Below are 19,673 nucleotides of genomic sequence, written 5' to 3' on the forward strand. Positions count from 1 at the left end.
GGGCAGCCGTACGTGTTACGCAGTCGGTGTCGCCGAGGCCGAGGTCCCCGAGGCCGGCCCCTGTCCGGCCGACGAACCGGCCCGCTCGGCGAGCCCAGGGAAGGCTACGCTCCCGCCCCGCCAGCGCACCGCCCGGACCGCCGCCTCGCGCAGCGCCCCGGCCGCAGCCGCGCGCCGGTCGCCGTCGGCGGCCCGCACCAGGTCGGAGTAGACACCGGCCACCCGGTCCTCCAGCTCGGCCGCCAGCCGCACCGCCGACGCGGAGTCCGGCACCTCGAAGGGCAGCGCGTACCCGGCCGCCGCCGCGACCGGCTTCGCGCCGAGATCGGACACGTCGCGCGCCAGGGCGTCCCGTCGCGCCCGGTGCGCGTCGTACGCCGTCCGCGCCTCGCCGCGCCGTTCCTCGCCGACGCGCCCGCCGACGACCCCGTAGCCGTACACGGCCGCGTGCTCCGCCGCCAGCGCCGCCTGGAGGGCGTCCAGCTCCCGGTCCTCAGCCTCGCTCACCCGTCACCCTCCGTCAGCAGATACACGTGCGCCGCCCCGGCCGCCGCCACGGAGGCCAGCAGCCGCGCCAGCTCGCCCGGCACCCCCGCCAGCGCCCCGGTCCGCCGCTCCGTCAGCTCCCGCTCGGCGGCGGCGAGCAGGGCCAGGGCGTCCTTCTCGCTCGCGGGCACGGCACCGACGCCGTCCTCCGGCCCCGCGGCCCGCGCGGACACCGAGGGCGAAGCGTCCGGGGAGGCGGACCGCACGGCACCGAACGCCTCCGCGTGCCGCACGACCTCCTCCCGCAGCGGCCGCAGCCGCTCCGCCAGCCCCGGATGTGCGGCGATCACCGCCGAGTACCGCCCGGCCAGCGACTCGCTGTCCCGCGCCGCACGCGCGCGTGCCTGCTTCGAGGCGGACGGCTCGCCGCCCCGGCCACCGGAGTCGGAGCCGCCGGAACAGCCGACGAGCAGCGCGGCCCCGGCGGCCGACGCGAGCAGGCTCCTTCTGCGCGGCCCCGAGGGCAGGCGCGGCGATGCGGGAAGCGACACGGCAGACGTCCTCGACGGGCTCGTACGGATACGGAGGCGACAGCGGGGCAGAAACGGCGGCGGAGCGGCGGGCGGCGCGAACGGGAACCCGCGGTGCGGCCTGCCCGTGATCACGGTACCCGGGCCCCGGCCGGGCACCACCCATCGGCACAGCCGAGCCGGGGTGGACGGCAACACCCTCCGGGACCGGATACCCTTTGACCAGACACGCGCACCGTCCTACAACAGCACACGCGGCCGAGGAGTCACCCGGATGAGCACCACCCAGAGCGAGAGGCTGCGAGAGCTGCTGGAGCCGCTCGTCGCCTCCCAGGGACTGGACCTCGAGGAGATCGCGGTGGACTCGGTCGGCCGCAAGCGCGTGCTGCGTGTGGTCGTCGACTCCGACACCGGTGCCGACCTGGACCGGATCGCCGATGTGAGCCGCGCGCTCTCGGCGAAGCTCGACGAGACCGACGCGATGGGCAGCGGGGAGTACACCCTGGAGGTCGGCACCCCGGGCGCCGAGCGCACCCTCACCGAGCACCGCCACTTCGTGCGCGCCACGCACCGCCTGGTGCGGTTCCAGCTCCACGAGGGCGGCGAGCTCGTCGCCCGCATCCTCGGCGTCGACGACGAGGGACTCGACGTCGAGGTCCCCGGAGTCAAGGGGCGCAAGGCCACCACCCGCCGAATCACCTTCGGCGACATCGACAAGGCACGCGTCCAGGTCGAGTTCAACCGCAAGGACGACGGCGGCGACAAGGCCTCCGGGAACAACAGCATGAACACAACGGAAGAGGAGGAGGCGTAGCCGTGGACATCGACATGAGCGCCCTGCGGGGTTTGGTCCGGGAGAAGGAGATCTCCTTCGACCTGCTGGTCGAGGCGATCGAGTCGGCCCTCCTCATCGCCTACCACCGCACCGAGGGAAGCCGCCGGCACGCGCGCGTGGAGCTCAACCGGGACACCGGACACGTGACCGTGTGGGCGAAGGAGGACCCGGACGACCTCGAGGAGGGCCAGGCGCCCCGCGAGTTCGACGACACCCCGTCCGACTTCGGCCGCATCGCCGCCACCACCGCCAAGCAGGTCATCCTGCAGCGGCTGCGCGACGCCGAGGACGACGCGACGCTCGGTGAGTACGCCGGCCGCGAGGGCGACATCGTCACCGGCGTCGTCCAGCAGGGCCGCGACCCGAAGAACGTGCTGGTCGACATCGGCAAGCTGGAGGCCATCCTGCCGGTGCAGGAGCAGGTGCCCGGCGAGACCTACCCGCACGGCACGCGCCTGCGTTCGTACGTCGTCCGCGTCGCCAAGGGCGTGCGCGGCCCGTCCGTCACGCTGTCCCGCACGCACCCCAACCTGGTGAAGAAGCTCTTCGCCCTGGAGGTGCCCGAGATCGCCGACGGTTCCGTCGAGATCTCCGCGATCGCCCGCGAGGCCGGCCACCGCACCAAGATCGCCGTGCGCTCCACCCGCTCGGGCCTGAACGCCAAGGGCGCCTGCATCGGCCCGATGGGCGGCCGGGTGCGCAACGTCATGGGCGAGCTGAACGGCGAGAAGATCGACATCGTCGACTGGTCGGACGACCCGGCCGAGATGGTGGCGAACGCGCTCTCCCCGGCCCGCGTCTCCAAGGTGGAGGTCGTGGACCTGGCGGCCCGCTCGGCCCGCGTGATCGTGCCCGACTACCAGCTGTCGCTGGCCATCGGCAAGGAGGGCCAGAACGCCCGCCTCGCCGCCCGGCTGACCGGCTGGCGGATCGACATCCGCCCGGACACCGAGCAGCCCTCGGACCAGTCGTCCGGCGGGCACGGGGAATAGATCCAAGCCGCACGGCGCTGAGATCACGACAGTCTTGAGTGCGGCGTGTGTTCGATTCTTGCCCCAAAGGGGTGAGGTCGGTCCGGGGAGGTAGACTTAGGAGTGTCTGGCCGGACACGTACCCGAGCATGCCCTGAGCGCACCTGCGTGGGGTGCCGGGAGCGAGCGGTCAAGAGCGAGCTGCTGCGCACCGTGGCGGTCGAGGGTGAATGTGCCCCCGATCCGCGCGGTACGCTGCCCGGCCGGGGTGCGTACGTGCACCCCGTGCCGGTCTGTGTCGACCAGGCAGTGCGCCGCAAGGCGTTCCCGCGGGCGCTCCGCGTCCCGGGTCCGCTCGACGTAAAGGCGTTGCGCCGCTACGTCGAGCAGGCACAAGGTTGCTGACAGCAGCATGTAGGCAACGTGCTAAGGAAGACGTGCCGCACGGAACCCCGTGCGGACTGGTACCTCGCGAGTCGAAAGCAGGTCGAGATTGCGATGAGCACTCGATGAGTACGCGATGAGTACGCCCATGAACTAGCGACGGTCCGGACGCAACCCGGACCTCAGAGGAGCGAAGTGGCTAAGGTCCGGGTATACGAACTCGCCAAGGAGTTCGGTGTGGAGAGCAAGGTCGTCATGGCCAAGCTCCAGGAACTCGGTGAATTCGTCCGTTCGGCGTCTTCGACGATCGAAGCGCCCGTAGTACGCAAGCTGACAGACGCCTTCCAGCAGGGTGGCGGCAACGGCCGGTCCGCCGGTCGTCCCGCGGCCCCGAAGAAGGCTGCCCCCAGGCCGTCGGCGCCGTCCCCGGCGCAGGCGGCCCGCCCGGCTGCGCCCCGTCCGGGTCCCGCGGCTCCGGCGGCACCGGCGGCTCCCAAGCCCCCGGCCGCCCAGCAGCCCGAGGCTCCGTCGGCCCCCGCGCCGGCGCCGTCCCAGGGTCCGCGCCCGACGCCGGGCCCCAAGCCCGCTCCGCGTCCGGCCCCGGCCGCCCCGGAGTTCACCGCTCCGCCGTCGGCCCCGGCCGCTTCGTCCCAGGCTCCGGCCGGTCCGAAGCCCGGTGGCGCGCGTCCCGGTGCCCCCAAGCCCGGTGGCGCCCGTCCGTCCGGTCCGGGTCAGGACCGGGGTCAGCAGGGCGGCCAGGGCCGCCCCGGTGGCCAGCGCCCCGGCGCCCCGGGCCAGCGTCCCGGCGGCCGTCCCGGCGGTCCGCGTCCGGGCAACAACCCCTTCACGTCCGGCGGCAACGCCGGCATGGCGCGCCCGCAGGCGCCCCGTCCGCAGGGCGGCCCGCGTCCGGGCGGTCCCGGTGCCCCCGGCGCCGGTCCCCGTCCGCAGGCCCCCGGCCAGGGCGGCGGTCCCCGTCCCCAGGCTCCGGGCGGCAACCGTCCGAGCCCGGGCTCGATGCCGCGTCCGCAGGGCGGCGGCGCCGGTCCCCGTCCCGGCGGCGGCCCGCGTCCGAACCCCGGCATGATGCCGCAGCGTCCGGCTGCCGGCCCGCGTCCCGGCCCCGGTGGCGGCGGTCGCGGTCCCGGCGGTGCCGGTCGTCCCGGCGGCGGCGGTCGTCCGGGCGGCGGCGGCTTCGCCGGTCGTCCCGGCGGCGGTGGCGGCGGTCGTCCCGGTGGCGGCGGCGGTTTCGCCGGTCGTCCCGGTGGTGGCGGCGGCTTCGGTGGCGGCGGTGGCCGTCCCGGCTTCGGCGGCCGTCCCGGCGGTCCCGGTGGCCGTGGTGGCACGCAGGGCGCCTTCGGTCGTCCCGGTGGCCCCGCGCGTCGTGGTCGCAAGTCGAAGCGGCAGAGGCGCCAGGAGTACGAGGCCATGCAGGCCCCGTCGGTCGGCGGCGTGATGCTGCCTCGCGGCAACGGCGAGACCATTCGCCTGTCGCGCGGTGCTTCGCTCACCGACTTCGCGGAGAAGATCAACGCCAACCCGGCGTCGCTCGTCGCGGTCATGATGAACCTCGGCGAGATGGTCACCGCGACCCAGTCCGTCTCCGACGAGACGCTCCAGCTCCTCGCGGACGAGATGAACTACACGGTTCAGATCGTCAGCCCGGAGGAGGAGGACCGCGAGCTGCTCGAGTCCTTCGACCTGGAGTTCGGCGAGGACGAGGGCTCCGAGGAGGACCTGGTCGTCCGTCCGCCGGTCGTGACCGTCATGGGTCACGTCGACCACGGTAAGACCCGACTGCTCGACGCCATCCGCAAGACGAACGTCATCGCGGGCGAGGCCGGCGGCATCACCCAGCACATCGGTGCCTACCAGGTCGCGACCGAGGTCAACGAAGAAGAGCGCAAGATCACCTTCATCGACACCCCGGGTCACGAGGCGTTCACCGCCATGCGTGCCCGTGGTGCCCGGTCGACCGACATCGCGATCCTGGTCGTCGCGGCCAACGACGGCGTCATGCCGCAGACGGTCGAGGCGCTCAACCACGCCAAGGCGGCCGAGGTCCCGATCGTCGTCGCGGTCAACAAGATCGACGTCGAGGGCGCCGACCCGACCAAGGTGCGCGGTCAGCTGACCGAGTACGGCCTGGTGGCCGAGGAGTACGGCGGCGACACCATGTTCGTCGACATCTCCGCCAAGCAGGGTCTGCACATCGACTCCCTGCTGGAGGCCGTGGTCCTCACCGCGGACGCCTCGCTCGACCTGCGGGCCAACCCGAACCAGGACGCGCAGGGCATCTCGATCGAGTCCCGTCTCGACCGCGGCCGCGGTGCCGTGGCGACGGTCCTCGTCCAGCGAGGCACCCTGCGGGTCGGCGACACGATGGTGGTGGGCGACGCCTACGGCCGCGTCCGCGCCATGCTCGACGACAACGGCAACAACGTCGCCGAGGCCGGTCCCTCGACGCCGGTCCAGGTCCTGGGCCTGACCAACGTCCCGGGCGCCGGTGACAACTTCATCGTGGTCGAGGAGGACCGTACGGCCCGCCAGATCGCGGAGAAGCGCGCCGCCCGTGAGCGCAACGCCGCGTTCGCCAAGCGCACGCGCCGCGTGTCGCTGGAGGACCTGGACAAGGTCCTCAAGGCCGGCGAGGTCCAGCAGCTGAACCTGATCATCAAGGGTGACGCTTCCGGTTCGGTCGAGGCCCTCGAGTCCTCGCTGCTCCAGCTGGACGTCGGCGAAGAGGTCGACATCCGCGTCCTGCACCGCGGCGTCGGTGCGGTCACGGAGTCCGACATCGACCTGGCCATGGGCTCCGACGCCATCGTGATCGGCTTCAACGTGCGCGCCGCCGGGCGTGCGCAGCAGATGGCCGAGCGCGAGGGTGTGGACGTCCGGTACTACTCGGTCATCTACCAGGCGATCGAGGAGATCGAGGCGGCCCTCAAGGGCATGCTCAAGCCGGAGTACGAAGAGGTCGAGCTCGGTACGGCGGAGATCCGCGAGGTCTTCCGCTCCTCCAAGCTGGGCAACATCGCGGGTGTCCTCATCCGCTCCGGCGAGGTCAAGCGCAACACCAAGGCGCGCCTCCTGCGCGATGGCAAGGTCATCGCGGAGAACCTCAACATCGAGGGTCTGCGTCGCTTCAAGGACGACGTCACCGAGATCCGCGAAGGCTTCGAGGGCGGTATCAACCTCGGAAACTTCAACGACATCAAGGTCGACGACGTCATCGCGACGTACGAGATGCGCGAGAAGCCGCGGGTGTAAGCACCCCGACTTCCGAGGCGGTCCGGTCCGGGGCCGGTCGGCGGAGAGCAATATCCGTCGATCGGCCCCGGCCGTTCGTTGTACGGTTCTGATGTCCCCGCCCGTGGATGGCGGGGCCATCGATCCCGGACCGGCGGGTGAACCGGTTGCACATGTATGTGGGGACGCTGTCCTTCGACCTCCTCCTCGGCGACGTACATTCGCTGAAGGAGAAGCGCTCCGTCGTCCGCCCGATCGTCGCCGAGCTCCAGCGGAAGTACGCGGTGAGCGCGGCGGAGGTGGATCACATGAACCTCCATCGCCGGGTCGTGATCGGCCTGGCCATGGTGTCCGGCGACGCCGGGCACCTCAGTGACGTACTCGACCGGTGCGAACGGCTGGTGGCCGGCCGGCCCGAGGTGGAGCTGCTGTCCGTCAGGCGGCGCTTCCACGGCGAAGACGACTGACCCACGAAACACAGAGAAGAAAGAACGGGAGACGGACCAGTGGCCGACAACGCGCGGGCGAAAAGGCTGGCGGACCTCATCCGAGAGGTGGTGGCCCAGAAGCTGCAGCGCGGGATCAAGGACCCGCGGCTCGGCTCGCACGTCACCATCACGGACACCCGGGTCACGGGTGACCTGCGGGAGGCGACCGTCTTCTACACGGTGTACGGGGACGACGAGGAGCGGGCGGCCGCGGCCGCCGGCCTGGAGAGCGCCAAGGGCATCCTGCGCTCCGAGGTCGGCAAGGCGGCGGGCGTGAAGTTCACGCCGACCCTGGCCTTCGTCATGGACGCCCTCCCGGACACCGCCCGGAACATCGAGGACCTCCTCGACAAGGCACGCCAGTCCGACGCCAAGGTGCGCGAAGCCTCCGCGGGCGCCGCGTACGCCGGTGAGGCGGACCCGTACCGCAAGCCGGGCGAGGACGACGAGGACGCCGAGGCCGACGAGACGGACGACACCGCTAAATGACCGAGAAGCACACCACGCCCGACGGCCTTGTCATCGTGGACAAGCCGTCGGGCTTCACCTCGCACGACGTCGTCGCCAAGATGCGGGGCATCGCCCGCACCCGGCGCGTCGGGCACGCCGGCACGCTCGACCCGATGGCGACGGGCGTCCTGGTCCTCGGTGTGGAGCGGGCGACCAAGCTCCTCGGACACCTCGCGCTCACCGAGAAGGAGTACCTGGGCACCATCAGGCTCGGGCAGACGACGCTGACCGACGACGCCGAGGGCGAGATCACGAGGTCGCTGGACGCCTCGAAGGTCACCCGGGACGCCGTCGACGCCGCCGTCGCCAAGCTGACCGGCGACATCATGCAGGTGCCGTCCAAGGTCAGCGCCATCAAGATCAACGGCGTGCGCTCCTACAAGCGGGCGCGCGAGGGCGAGGAGTTCGAGATCCCCGCCCGCCCCGTCACCGTCTCCTCCTTCGCGGTGTACGACGTCCGGGACGCCGTCGCCGAGGACGGCACCCCCGTGACCGATCTGGTGGTCTCGGTGGTCTGCTCCTCCGGCACCTACATCCGCGCCCTCGCCCGGGACCTCGGCGCCGACCTCGGCGTCGGCGGCCACCTCACCGCGCTGCGCCGCACCCGCGTCGGCCCCTACAAGCTGGACGCCGCCAAGACGCTGGACCAGCTCCAGCAGGAGCTGACCGTCATGCCCGTCGCGGACGCGGCCCGTGCCGCCTTCCCGCAGTGGAAGGTGGACACCAGGCGCGCCCGGCTCCTCCTCAACGGCGTGCGGCTGGAGATGCCCGACGAGTACGCGGGCGCCGGTGCCGTCGCCGTCTTCGACCCGGAGGGCCGCTTCCTCGCGCTCGTGGAGGAACAGAAGGGCAAGGCCAAGAGCCTGGCCGTCTTCGGCTGAGCCGGCCCGCCGAAGGGCTTGTCCGTGGAGCGGCGACCACGGGGACTTCCACCGCCGCCGCTCCACGGCCCCCCTCGGTTCCCCCACCCCCTAGGTTGTATCCAACCCTCCCCGCCTGTTCACCCGTCCGGGCAGGCGCTCGGAGTGAACCGGGGGAGTGGAAGGGGGCGCTTTCGCGAAGCGATCTGTCCCGCTGATCATCAGGCGCCTACCGTCGAACACACAGCACGGGTGTACGGCGGGGAGGTGCGACGATGGGGTCGCGAAACCGGTCCCGGGAGGCGGGAAGCGGCAGAGTGGTACGGGGGTCCGGACACGGCACCGGGGACCCGCACGACGGACCACCGGCCCTGTCGACCCCCTCGACGGGACACCCGCCCGACGACGCCCTGGTCCGCGTCCACGACCTCGCGGGCCGCCCCCGCGGCACCGGCTTCGTCGCCGACCACCACGGCACGGTCGTCACCAGTCACGAGGCGGTCGACGGCCTGTCCCGGCTCGTGCTGAGCACCGCCGACGACCGCCGCCGCGTCGTGGCCGCCGCCGACGTCACCCCGCTGCCCACCCTCGGCCTGGCCCTCGTACGCGCCGGGGGACTCGGTGTGCACCCGCTGCCCGTCACCACGCGGGACAGGGTCGAGGCCGGGACGTACGTCCGGATCGCCGCCGGCGGCTGGCGGGAGGCCCGCGTGCTGGGCACCACCGACGTCCACTACGCGGCCACCGACCGCTTCCACCGCGTCTGTGACGCGCTGGAGCTGGCGGTCGGCATCTCGGGCCGGGACGCCCTGCGGCTGGGCGGCGGCGCGGCCGGCGGACCGGTGCTCGACCTGACGACCGGCGCGGTCCTCGGGGTCATCGGCACCGCGCTGAGCTCCGGACACAGCGACGTCGGCTTCGCGGTCCCCCTGCCGCCGCACGCCCCCGGACCCCTCGCCGACCTGCTCGCCGAGAACGCGGCGACGGTCCCGGCCTACGGCGCCGACCTCAACCTCGCCGGCGTACTGGCCCTCACGGCGACCCAGGTCGGGCAGGACGGCCCACCGGCGACGCCGGCGGGGGGAGGTGGCGCGGACGCGCCTGCCGGGGTGGGGAGCGGCCCGAGTGCCGACGGCGGACCGTGTAACGGCGCCGGCCCGGTGGAGCCGGTCGAACGCGCCGACGTGGTCCGGGAGTTCACCGCCTTCACCGAGCCCCGCGCCCGTGCCCGTGTCCTCGGGCTCGTCGGCGCACCCGGCAGCGGCCGTACGACCGAGCTGGCCGCCCTCGCCGCCCGCCGCTCCCGGGGCACGGAGCCCGCGCCCACCCTGTGGCTGCGCGGCGCCGACCTCCAGGACGACGACAGGTCGGTGGCGGACGCGGTCCGCAGGGCGCTGGCCCGGGCCGCCCGCATCGTGGCCGCCTCCGACCGCTCCCGCCCCGCCGGTCTCGGCGACATCACCCCGGAGCGCCTGGCCCACCTCGCGCACACCGCCGGGCGCCCCCTCCTGCTCCTCCTCGACGGCCCCGAGGAGATGCCGCCCGTCCTGGCCCACCGCCTCCCCGAGTGGACCGAGGGCACGGCGGCATGGCTGGCGGAGACGGGGGCCCGGCTGGTGGTGGCCTGCCGGGCCGAGTACTGGGAGCGGGCGGGGGCGGAGTTCCCGCGGGAGCTGTTGTACGCAGCGGGCAGGTCGGCGTCGGCCGCGCCGGTCCTCGGCCGTGGCCGCTCCTGGCCGGACGTGGCACCACAGCCGTGCACCGGGCCGGGCGGCGACGGCGACCGCCTCGGCGCCGGCGACCGCACCGCGGGCCGGACACCCGCCGCAGGGCCGTCCTCCGGGACGGAACCCACCGGGCTTCCGCACGGGGCACAGTCCCCCGAGTTCCCGCACGAAGCGGAGCCCGCCGAGCCGGCCTCCGCGGCGGCCGGCGTGGGAAGCCCGCCCTGCGTCCGCCTCGGCGACCTGACGGACGACGAGGCCCGTGAGGCGCGCGCACGCTACCGGGTACCGGAAGGCGCGCTCGCCGACCCCGACGCCCGGCACCCCCTCACCCTCCGCCTGCTCGCCGAGGTCCACCGGGCCCTGCCCGGACCGCCTCCCCCCGTCCGCGTCGACCGGGACGCGGTCTTCACGGCCTACCTGGACCTGGTCTGCCTGCGCGTCGCGGACCGGCTGGCCCGCGAGAACGGCCTGCACGGCACCGGCGTACGCCGCCGGCTCGCGGCCAAGGTCTCCGGACAGGTGCACGAGGCGGCCCGGCGCAGCCTGGGCCCCGGGCAGGGCGAGCTGGACCGGGAGTCGTTCGAGGCGGTGTTCCCGTGGGGGCAGGCCACGGCGCGGCTCGGCGGCTGCACCGGCTGGGCGGCGGCCGTCCTCGCCGAAGGCATCCTCGTACCCGCCGGCAACGGCTACCGCTTCGCCCACGAGGAACTCGCCGACTGGATCCAGGGCACCCACCTCGACCTGGACGAGGCCCTGCGCGCCCTCGTCCACCGCGGCGGCACCCCGCGGCACACGCACGCCCTCCCGGTGCCGCACCACCGCATCGGCCCCGTCGTCGAAGCCGTGCTGCTCCTCGCCCGGCAGTACGGCATCCCCCAACTCGCCCTGACCCTCGAGGAGCTGGTGAACGCCCTCGACGCCGACCCGTACTCCTGGTGGGCCGCCCGACTGCTCACCGAGACGCTGACCCGCGTGCCCGACGCCACGCCCTACACGGACGTGCTGCGGCTGCTCGCCGACGGCATCGCGGAGCGGAGCGGCGAAGAACCCCGCGGGCAGGGGGAGTTCGGGCCGGCCTTCTGGGCCGCCCTGCGGCTTCCGGAGGCCACGCGCCTGGACCTGCTGCGCCGCCTCGTCCTCGCCGACGGCCCCCCGCGCGAACCCGGCCCCCGCCACCTCGACACGGTCGCCCGGCTGCTCGCCGCCGACCCCGCGACCGTGCAACCGCTCCTCGTCCGCTGGTTCGACGACGACCGGCCGCTCCCCGCGACCCCGCACGCCACCGTCGCCACGGCCGCCCAGGCACTGCTGCACACCCACCGCCACCGCGGCCTGGACACCCTCACCGAGGCACTCGCCGACAGCACGCACCGGCGGGCCGACGAACTGCTCGCCGTACTGGCCGAGGAGGAGCCCTCCGCCCTCTGCCGGGCGGTCGAACGCTGGGCGCGCGACGAGCGGCCGGAGCGGCGGGCGGCGGCGGTCACCCACGGCCTGCGCACCGCCCCGCACGCCCGCACCGGCGCCGACCGCACCCTGCTCCGCCACGCGGCCCTGCTCCTGCTCGCCGGTCCGGCCGACGAACCGCTGCACGGCGGGGCCCTCGCCCTGCTCGTCATGGATCCCGGCAGCCGCGATCGCCACCTCACGCGGGCCCTCGGCCGGTTCGCGGCGGGCGACCCGTACCTCCCGCCGAGCGCGGTGGCCGCCGCCCTGCCGACCCATCCGGAGCCCGTCCTCGACGCCTTCCGGGCCAGGCTGCGCGGACCCGACGCCGGGGAGGCGCTGCGCAGGCTCGCCGACGCCACCACTCCCGCGCTGGCCCACCGGGTGGCCGTACTCGTCGGGGAGGCCGTCACGGAGCGACCCGAGACCGCCGGGCACGTGGCCGCCTACGTCGACCGGCGCCTGGACGACGACCCGGCGGCCCGCGCCGTGCTCCACCCCCTGGTCACCGGTCTGCTGGACGCCGGTCCGGAGCCGGTGCGGGCCGCGCTCGCCGAAGTCCTCGCCGCCGACGGAAGCCCGGTCCGCGGCCTGCTCCGCCACGAGCTGCGCGAACACCTCCTGACCCATGAGCAGGCCCCGGCCGTGCTCGACGCGCTGCTGCACGCGGCCGCCCAGTGCGGCGGCGAGGGCCAGCGCGCCCTGGTCCACCGCACCGGCCGGCTCCTCGTGCGCACCCCGGACGGCGCCACCCGCTTCGACCGGGGCCTGGTCGACCTGGCCCGCCACCTGCCGGGTTTCGCCGCTCGCGTGACCGACTGGCTGGCCGACGCACCCCAGGACTGGGCCGCGCTGGTGGGCCCCAGCGCACGCCGCACCATCGAGGGCCTGGCGGGCGACCGGGTCCCCGCCTGACCGGCCCCGGCCCGCACGGCGTCTCCCGGCCCGCACCGAGCGGCGTGCACCCGGTCACAGCCCCCATGCCGATGCGGGCACGAGACGGGCGGCATGGCACTCTTAGAGCTGCGTAAGAGGCATCGACTCCGACGAGTTTGCGACAAGGAGCAGACACAGTGCAGCGCTGGCGTGGCTTGGAGGACATCCCCGAGGACTGGGGACGCAGCGTCGTCACCATCGGCTCCTACGACGGTGTCCACCGGGGGCACCAGCTGATCATCAAGCACGCCGTCGACCGCGCCCGTGACCTGGGCGTCCCCGCGGTCGTCGTCACCTTCGACCCGCACCCCAGCGAGGTCGTCCGCCCCGGCAGCCACCCGCCGCTGCTCGCTCCGCACCACCGGCGCGCCGAACTGATGGCGGACCTGGGCGTGGACGCCGTACTGATCCTGCCCTTCACCACCGAGTTCTCGAAGCTGTCCGCGGCCGACTTCGTGGTCAAGGTCCTGGTCGACAGGCTGCGCGCCAAGGCGGTCGTCGAGGGCCCCAACTTCCGCTTCGGCCACAAGGCCGCCGGGAACGTCGACTTCCTCACCGAGCAGGGCAAGGTCTACGACTTCGAGGTCGAGGTCGTGGACCTGTACGTGACCGGTGAGGCGGGCGGCGGCGAGCCGTTCTCCTCCACCCTGACCCGCCGCCTGGTCGCCGAGGGCGACGTCGGGGGTGCCGCGGAGATCCTCGGCCGGCCGCACCGCGTCGAGGGCGTCGTCGTCCGGGGCGCCCAGCGCGGACGTGAGCTGGGCTTCCCCACCGCCAACGTCGAGACCCTCCCGCACACCGCCGTCCCGGCCGACGGCGTCTACGCCGGCCTGCTGCACGCCCAGGGCGAGATCATGCCGGCCGCGGTCTCCGTCGGCACCAACCCGCAGTTCGAGGGCACCGAGCGCACGGTGGAGGCGTACGCGATCGACCGCGTGGGCCTCGACCTGTACGGCCTGCACGTCGCCGTCGACTTCCTGGCCTTCGTACGGGGGCAGGCGAAGTTCGACACGCTGGACGCGCTGCTGGACCAGATGGGCGAGGACGTCGAGAAGTGCCGGGAGATCATCGCGGCGTACACCGGTCGCCACTGAGAACGACGGCAGCGGCCGGCCCCGCAGGGCGCGGGGCACCGCCGTGCCACTCCAGGGCCGACACCACGTGACCCGCCGCACGCGCGGGGCGGGCCGCGTCCGACGCCCGCCCACGACAGCCGCGGCACCGCGCCCGCCGTACGGCGCACCGAGTGCCCGTCCAGGGGCGCGCGTCAGCCCGGCCGCACGGCCGCCCCGCCCCCGGTCTCACCCCCGGCCGTCGCCTCGACCGCCCGGGCCCGCGCCCAGTGGCAGGCGACCTGGGAATCGCCGCCGCCGTGCAGGATCTCCAGGTTCCCGTTCCGGCAGGCGTCGGCGACCCCGGCGCGTGCGGCTTCGCCCCCGGCCAGTACCTGACAGCGGACGTGGAAGCGGCAGCCGGCGGGGATGCGCGAGGGGTCGGGCGGTTCGCCGGCCAGCACGACGGGGCTGCCCGGTGCCTCCGGCAGGACGGACAGCAGGGCCTGGGTGTACGGGTGCCGGGGCGCCGTCAGCACCTGCTCCACCGCACCGGTCTCGACGATACGGCCGAGGTACATCACCGCGACCCGGTCGGCGATGTTCCACGCCAGCCCCAGGTCGTGGGTCACCACCAGCGCGGACAGGCCCAGCTCGGTACGCAGCCGCAGCAGCAGCGCCAGGATCTCCCCGCGCACCGACGCGTCGAGGGACGCCACCGGCTCGTCGGCGACCAGGAACTCCGGCTCCAGGACCAGCGCGCCCGCGATGACCACCCGCTGGCGCTGACCGCCGGACAGTTCGTGGGGGTACCGCAGGAAGAAGCGCTCCGGCGGGCGCAGCCCGGCACGGGCCAGGGCCTCGGCCACCGCCGTCCGCTCGTCCCCCGGGTGACGGTGGATACGCAGGCCCTCGGCGACGATGTCGTACACCGTGTGCCGGGGATTCAGCGAGCCGCTCGGGTCCTGGAGGACCAGCTGGGCCCGCTTGCGGTACGCCTTCAGCGCGCGGGCGGAGTGTTCGAGCGGCACGCCGTCGAAGACGACGCGGCCCCCGGTCGGCCGGACGAGGCCGAGCAGGCTCCGGGCGAGCGTCGTCTTGCCGCAGCCCGACTCCCCGACCAGCGCGACGATCTCGCCCCGCCGGACGTCGAGATCGACCCCGTCCACGGCCCGGGCGGGCGGCGAGCCGCCCCGGCCGGGGAAGGCGACGTGCAGCCCCTGGACGCTCAGCAGTTCGGGCGTGGTGCTCGTCATGAGGTGCGGCTCCTCACTTCCTCGTCCCGCGCCGACGGTGTCCCGCCGGACGCCCCGTTCCCCGGGGGCGGTGTGCCGGCGTCGGAACCCACGTGGACGCAGGCCGCCCGCCGGTCCGCGCCCGCCTCCCGCAACGGCTGGTCGTCGGTGGCGCAGACGTCCAGTGCGACCGGACACCTGGGGTGGAAGGCGCACCCCGACGGCACCGCCGCCGGGTCGGGCGGGTCACCCGGCAGCCCGCGCGGCGCGAACCGGGAGCCCGGGTCCCCGATCCTCGGGAAGGCCGCCGACAGCGCCCGGCCGTAGGGGTGCAGGGCGTCCTCGTAGACCTGCCGGGCCGGGCCCTCCTCCACGACCCGGCCCGCGTACATCACCGCGAGCCGGTCGCAGGTGTCGGCCAGTACGGCGAGGTCGTGACTGATCATGATCAGGCCGACGTCCTGCTCGCCGACCAGGCCCTCGATCAGCCGCAGGATCTGCGCCTGGATCATCACGTCGAGTGCCGTGGTGGGCTCGTCGGCGACGATCAGACGCGGGTCGCAGGCCAGCGCCATCGCGATCATCACGCGCTGGCGCTGTCCGCCGGACAGCTCGTGCGGGTAGGCCCGCGCCCGCGCCGCCGGAAGGCCGACCTGCTCCAGCAGCTCACCGGTCCGCTTGCGCGCGCCGGCCGGTGTGGCCCCGCGGTGCAGCAGGATCGGCTCGGCGATCTGGTCCCCGACGCGGTGCACGGCGTTCAGCGAGTGCATGGCGCCCTGGAAGACGATCGACGCCCCCGCCCAGCGCACCGCCCGCACCCGGCCCCACTTCATCGCCAGTACGTCCTCACCGTCCAGCAGGATCTCCCCGCCGACCCGGGCCCCGGCCGGCAGCAGCCGCAGCAGCGCCAGCGCCAGGGTGGACTTGCCGCAGCCGGACTCGCCCGCGACACCGAGCTTCTCGCCGGCCGCCAGGGTCAGGCCGGCCCCGCGCACGGCCGCCGCGCCTCCGGGATACGTCACCCTCAGGTCGCGGACCTCGAGCAGACTCAACGGGACACCCCCAGCCTGGGATTGAGCACGGCCTCCACCGCGCGTCCGCACAGCGTGAACGCCAGCGCCACCGCCGCGATCCCGACGCCCGGCGGCACCAGGTACCACCAGTCGCCGGAACTGACCGACCCCGCCTCCCGCGCGTCCTGCAGCAGCCCGCCCCAGGACACGACCGTCGGATCACCGAGCCCGAGGAAGGCCAGGGTCGCCTCGGCCAGGATCGCCGAGGAGATGATCAGGGTCGTCTGGGCCAGCACCAACGGCATGACGTTGGGCAGAACGTGCCGGGACATGATGTGCCAGTGCCCGCCCCCGAGCGCCTTCGCGCGTTCGATGTACGGTCTGGACTCCACCGCCAGTGTCTGCGCCCGCACCAGCCGGGCCGTGGTGGGCCAGGTGGTCACGCCGATCGCCAGCACGATCGTGCCGAGCGAACGGGACAGGACCGTCGCAAGCACGATGGCGAGCACCAGCGTCGGCATCACCAGGAACCAGTCCGTGATCCGCATCATCACCGTGGCGTACCAGCCGCGGAAGTGCCCGGCCGTGATCCCGATGAGGGCGCCGATCGTCACGGACAGCGCGGCGGCGAGCAGCCCGACGAGCAGCGAGACGCGAGAGCCCCAGATGAGCAGGCCGAGCAGGCTCCGCCCGAACTGGTCGGTGCCCAGCGGGAACTGTCCGTTCGGGCTCTCCAGCGGCCGGCCCGGCGCGTCGGTCACGCTCTCCACGTCCGACCCGACGGTCAGCGGCGCGGTCAGCGCGACGAGCACGAACAGCAGCAGTGCCGCCAGTCCGACCACGCCCGCGCGGTGCCTGCGGAACTCCCGCCAGAAACGCGCGACGGAGGCCCGGCGCCGCCGCCGGGCGAGCGCGCGCGGACCGGGCGCCGCCGGTCCCTCGGTGGTCCCGGCGTTCGCGTCGCTCGCGGTGGCCCCGTCCTTCTCGGCGCTCATCGGCCCACCCTCGGATCGAACAGCGGATACAGCAGATCGGCCAGGGTGTTCATCAGGATCACCGCCGCGGCGAAGACGAAGAACAGCCCCTGCACGAGCGGCAGATCGGGCACGCTGAGCGCCTGGTAGAACAGCCCGCCCAGCCCCGGCCAGGAGAAGACCGTCTCGACGAGGATGACACCGGCCACCGTCCGGCCGAGGTTGACGAAGACCAGCGTCACGGTCGGCAGCAGCGCGTTCGGCACGGCGTGCCTGCGCCGTACGAGGTCGTCCCGCAGGCCCTTGGCCCGAGCCGTCGTCAGATAGTCGCTGCCCATCTCGTCCAGCAGCGCCGACCGCGTGACCAGCAGCGTCTGCCCGTACTCCACCGCGACCAGCGTCACCACCGGGAGCACGAGGTGGTGGGCGACATCGACGACGTAGGCGAACCCCTCCTCGCCGCCCGACTCCATGCCCCCGGTGGGGAACAGGCCCGGGATCGGGTCCACCCCCACCGACAGGACGATGATGAGCAGCAGGCCCAGCCAGAAGGACGGGACGGAGTACAGGGTCAGCGCCAGCCCCGTGTTCAGCCGGTCGCCGAGACGGCCGTGCCGCCACGCCGAGCGGGTGCCGAGGAACGCGCCCAGCGCGGTGTACAGCACGAAGGCCGTACCGGTGAGCAGCAGCGTGTTCGGCAACGCCTCCGTGATCTTGTCGACGACGGGCGCGCGGAACTGGTACGACGTGCCCAGGTCCCCGGTCAGCGCCTTGCCGCAGTACTCCGTGAACTGCCGCCACAGCGGCAGGTCCAGCCCGAACTCCCGTCGGTAGACGGCGATCTGCTCGGCCGACACCGGACGGCCGCCGGTCATGAACTTCACCGGGTCGCCGGGGATCATCCGGAACAGGAAGAAGCTGGTGACCAGGACGGCGAACAGGGAGACGACCGCTCCGGCCAGCTTGCCCGCCACGTACCGCGGATACGCGCGTCGCCCACGGGACGGGCCGGTGGTACCGCCGCCGGCCGGCGCGGGACCGGCCGGAGCGGACGCCACCTCACTCACGTTCGTCCGCCGACGCCCGGCGGCGGACGGCGAAGAGCACGGCGAGCCCGACGAGGACGACGCCACCCGCGGCGACCCCGATCACCACCCCGGTCGACGACGAACCGCCGGAGGAGCCGCCGGAGTCCGCAGGGACGGCCGACCACCAGCTCCAGTAGCCGTCCTGCCCGTAGATGTTGCCCGCCGAGGACGGCATGGTGGTGATCGACTCGATGTGGTCCTTGCGGTAGGCCTCGACCGCGTTCGGGTACGCCATCACGTTCATGTAGCCCAGGTCGTACAGCCGGGACTGCATCTGCTTGACGATCTCCGTCCGCTTGCCGGCGTCGTACTCGCCGAGCTGCCGCGCGTAGAGCTCGTCGTACTTCTCGTCGCAGATGAAGTTGTCGGTGGCGCCGGTGTCCTTCGGCGTCGCCGGCAGCGCCGCGCAGGTGTGGATGGACAGCACGAAGTCCGGGTCCGGGTTGACGGACCAGCCGTCGAAGGCCAGGTCGTACTCGCCGGCCAGCCACGGGTCGGTGACGTTGTCCCGGCAGTCCAGGGTCATCGAGATGCCGAGCTCGCCCCACCACTCCTGCAGGTACTTGCCGACCGCCTTGTCGTTCGGGTCGGTGACGTGGCACAGGACGCGGTAGTTCAGCGGCTCGCCGTCCTTGCCGACCCGCTTGCCGTCGGCATTCTCGCGGTATCCCGCCTCGTCGAGCAGCCGCGCCGCCTCCGCCGGGTCGTAGGCCAGTTCCTGCTCGGCCGACGGCTCGAAGAAGTACTGCGAGAAGCGCGGCGGGATGTAGCCCTCGCCCTCGACCGCGTGGCCCTGGAACACCTTGTCGACGATCGCCTTGCGGTCCACCGCCATGAACAGCGCGTGCCGCACCCGCTGGTCCAGCAGCGACGGGTGGCCGTCACCGATCTCCGTGCCGTCCTTGGCACGGGCGCCCGGGTTGGTGGCGAGGGCGTAGAAGCGGCGGCCGGGAGCGTCGTTCACGTGGATGTTCCCGTCCTCCTTGAGGGAGGCGGCCTGGGCGGGCGTCAGCGACGGCGAGCCGGCGACGAACGACACCTCGCCCTTGCGCAGGGCGGCGACGGCGGCGTCCTGGTCCTTGTAGTAGCGGAACACCAGCTCGTCGAACTTCGGCGCGCCCCGCCAGAAGTCCTTGTTCGCCGCCAGCCGGACGTAGCTGTCGGGCTTGTAGCCGGTGAGGACGAAGGGCCCGTTCCCGACGACCGGGAAGGTCTTGTCGTTGTTGAACTTCGAGAAGTCCCCGACCTTCTCCCACACGTGCTTGGGGACGATCGGCACGTCCAGCGCGGTCATCGTGGCCTGCGGCTTCTTCAGCCGGATCACCAACTGGGTCGGGCTGGGCGCGGTGACCTTCTCGAAGTTGGTGACGAAGCTGCCGTTGGCGGTGGCGGCACCGTCGTCCGTCATCATCTTGTTGAACGTCCAGGCCGCGTCCTCGGCGGTGGCCTGCTCCCCGTCCGACCACTTGGAGTCGGAGCGGATCGTGTACGTCCACGTCAGTTTGTCCGGTGACGACTTCCACTCGGTGGCCAGGCCGGGGATGACGTGGTTGTCCTTGGGGTCGTAGTTCGTCAGGTACTCGTAGGTCAGCCGGTGGATGCTGGTGCTGAGCAGCCGTACCGCCAGGAAGGGACTGAGCGAGTCGACACTCTGCGCCACGGCGACGGTGAGTACCTTCTTCTGCCCCTGGTCGCCGTCCGCGGCCCGCGCGGCCGGGGCCGACGGGGTGACGGCTCCCGACGCGAGGAGGAGCCCCGCGGCGCCCGCGGCGGCGAGCAGCCGCGCCCTTCTCGGACGAGGGCCGGTACGTCCACTGCCGTGCTGATCGTGTGTGCTCATGTCTCCCTGACCTCACGTCATCGCACGCGGGAGGCGCCGTACGCCCCCG

General features: G+C 73.4%; 16 protein-coding genes. 9 read left to right on the plus strand and 7 right to left on the minus strand.

All coding sequences use genetic code 11. The features are described 5' to 3' along the window. Nucleotides 1–15: 15 nt before the first annotated feature. Both ACLIN4_RS25875 and ACLIN4_RS25880 read right to left on the minus strand, forming a co-directional pair. Complete coding sequence (locus ACLIN4_RS25875; protein ID WP_100047828.1) at nt 16–507, minus strand: DUF4439 domain-containing protein; 492 nt, start codon at nt 505–507, stop codon at nt 16–18. After that, entirely contained in the window at nt 504–1,037 is a 534-nt protein-coding gene (locus ACLIN4_RS25880) for a hypothetical protein (protein ID WP_382088165.1), read from the minus strand. The genes ACLIN4_RS25875 and ACLIN4_RS25880 overlap by 4 nt, the downstream gene beginning before the upstream one ends. 253 nt (nt 1,038–1,290) lie before the next feature. On the opposite strand from ACLIN4_RS25880, the gene rimP reads away from it, so the two are divergent. The 9 genes from rimP (at nt 1,291) to ACLIN4_RS25925 (ending at nt 13,516) form a co-directional block, all read left to right on the plus strand. Further along, the gene (gene rimP / locus ACLIN4_RS25885) at nt 1,291–1,830 is read left to right on the plus strand and encodes a ribosome maturation factor RimP (RefSeq protein ID WP_411576277.1); all 540 of its coding nucleotides are present in this window, start codon (nt 1,291–1,293) and stop codon (nt 1,828–1,830) included. Nucleotides 1,831–1,832: 2 nt separating this feature from the next. Then, nucleotides 1,833–2,843, plus strand: a complete 1,011-nt coding sequence (nusA, locus tag ACLIN4_RS25890; RefSeq protein ID WP_100047831.1) for a transcription termination factor NusA — start codon at nt 1,833–1,835, stop codon at nt 2,841–2,843. Nucleotides 2,844–2,945: 102 nt separating this feature from the next. Beyond that, nucleotides 2,946–3,227 (plus strand): YlxR family protein, encoded by a 282-nt coding sequence (locus ACLIN4_RS25895; RefSeq protein WP_100047832.1) that lies wholly within the window; start codon nt 2,946–2,948, stop codon nt 3,225–3,227. A 174-nt stretch (nt 3,228–3,401) separates the two neighbouring features. Next, a complete protein-coding gene (gene infB / locus ACLIN4_RS25900) occupies nt 3,402–6,476 on the plus strand; it encodes a translation initiation factor IF-2 (protein ID WP_100047833.1) in 3,075 nt (1,024 codons plus the stop codon). A gap of 152 nt (nt 6,477–6,628) precedes the next feature. Next, entirely contained in the window at nt 6,629–6,922 is a 294-nt protein-coding gene (locus tag ACLIN4_RS25905) for a DUF503 domain-containing protein (RefSeq protein ID WP_043379255.1), read from the plus strand. 39 nt (nt 6,923–6,961) lie between these two features. Next, nucleotides 6,962–7,432, plus strand: a complete 471-nt coding sequence (gene rbfA / locus ACLIN4_RS25910) for a 30S ribosome-binding factor RbfA (protein WP_100047834.1) — start codon at nt 6,962–6,964, stop codon at nt 7,430–7,432. Beyond that, the gene (truB, locus tag ACLIN4_RS25915; protein WP_269956740.1) at nt 7,429–8,334 is read left to right on the plus strand and encodes a tRNA pseudouridine(55) synthase TruB; all 906 of its coding nucleotides are present in this window, start codon (nt 7,429–7,431) and stop codon (nt 8,332–8,334) included. The genes rbfA and truB overlap by 4 nt, the downstream gene beginning before the upstream one ends. A gap of 254 nt (nt 8,335–8,588) precedes the next feature. Further along, nucleotides 8,589–12,401 carry a trypsin-like peptidase domain-containing protein gene (locus ACLIN4_RS25920; RefSeq protein WP_411576278.1) on the plus strand — a complete coding sequence of 1,271 codons (3,813 nt, stop codon included), beginning with the start codon at nt 8,589–8,591 and terminating at the stop codon, nt 12,399–12,401. Between the two features lie 158 nt (nt 12,402–12,559). Continuing rightward, complete coding sequence (locus tag ACLIN4_RS25925) at nt 12,560–13,516, plus strand: bifunctional riboflavin kinase/FAD synthetase (RefSeq protein ID WP_100047836.1); 957 nt, start codon at nt 12,560–12,562, stop codon at nt 13,514–13,516. A 173-nt stretch (nt 13,517–13,689) separates the two neighbouring features. On the opposite strand, the gene ACLIN4_RS25930 is transcribed toward ACLIN4_RS25925, so the two are convergent. Genes ACLIN4_RS25930 through ACLIN4_RS25950 form a run of 5 tightly spaced genes read right to left on the minus strand, consistent with a single transcriptional unit; the run spans nt 13,690 to nt 19,624 of the window. Then, nucleotides 13,690–14,730 (minus strand): ABC transporter ATP-binding protein, encoded by a 1,041-nt coding sequence (locus tag ACLIN4_RS25930; protein WP_290014742.1) that lies wholly within the window; start codon nt 14,728–14,730, stop codon nt 13,690–13,692. Continuing rightward, nucleotides 14,727–15,761 carry an ABC transporter ATP-binding protein gene (locus ACLIN4_RS25935; RefSeq protein WP_107479012.1) on the minus strand — a complete coding sequence of 345 codons (1,035 nt, stop codon included), beginning with the start codon at nt 15,759–15,761 and terminating at the stop codon, nt 14,727–14,729. The genes ACLIN4_RS25930 and ACLIN4_RS25935 overlap by 4 nt, the downstream gene beginning before the upstream one ends. Next, on the minus strand, nt 15,758–16,717 hold the full coding sequence (locus tag ACLIN4_RS25940) for an ABC transporter permease (RefSeq protein WP_411576279.1): 960 nt from the start codon (nt 16,715–16,717) through the stop codon (nt 15,758–15,760). Before ACLIN4_RS25940 ends, ACLIN4_RS25935 begins: the two co-directional genes overlap by 4 nt. Continuing rightward, on the minus strand, nt 16,714–17,763 hold the full coding sequence (locus ACLIN4_RS25945; protein WP_411576280.1) for an ABC transporter permease: 1,050 nt from the start codon (nt 17,761–17,763) through the stop codon (nt 16,714–16,716). The genes ACLIN4_RS25940 and ACLIN4_RS25945 overlap by 4 nt, the downstream gene beginning before the upstream one ends. Further along, nucleotides 17,756–19,624, minus strand: coding sequence for an ABC transporter substrate-binding protein (locus ACLIN4_RS25950; RefSeq protein ID WP_411576281.1), 1,869 nt, complete (start codon nt 19,622–19,624; stop codon nt 17,756–17,758). The genes ACLIN4_RS25945 and ACLIN4_RS25950 overlap by 8 nt, the downstream gene beginning before the upstream one ends. Nucleotides 19,625–19,673: the final 49 nt, after the last annotated feature.

This window comes from Streptomyces mutabilis (assembly GCF_046628145.1).
Taxonomy (GTDB): Bacteria; Actinomycetota; Actinomycetes; order Streptomycetales; family Streptomycetaceae; genus Streptomyces; species Streptomyces mutabilis.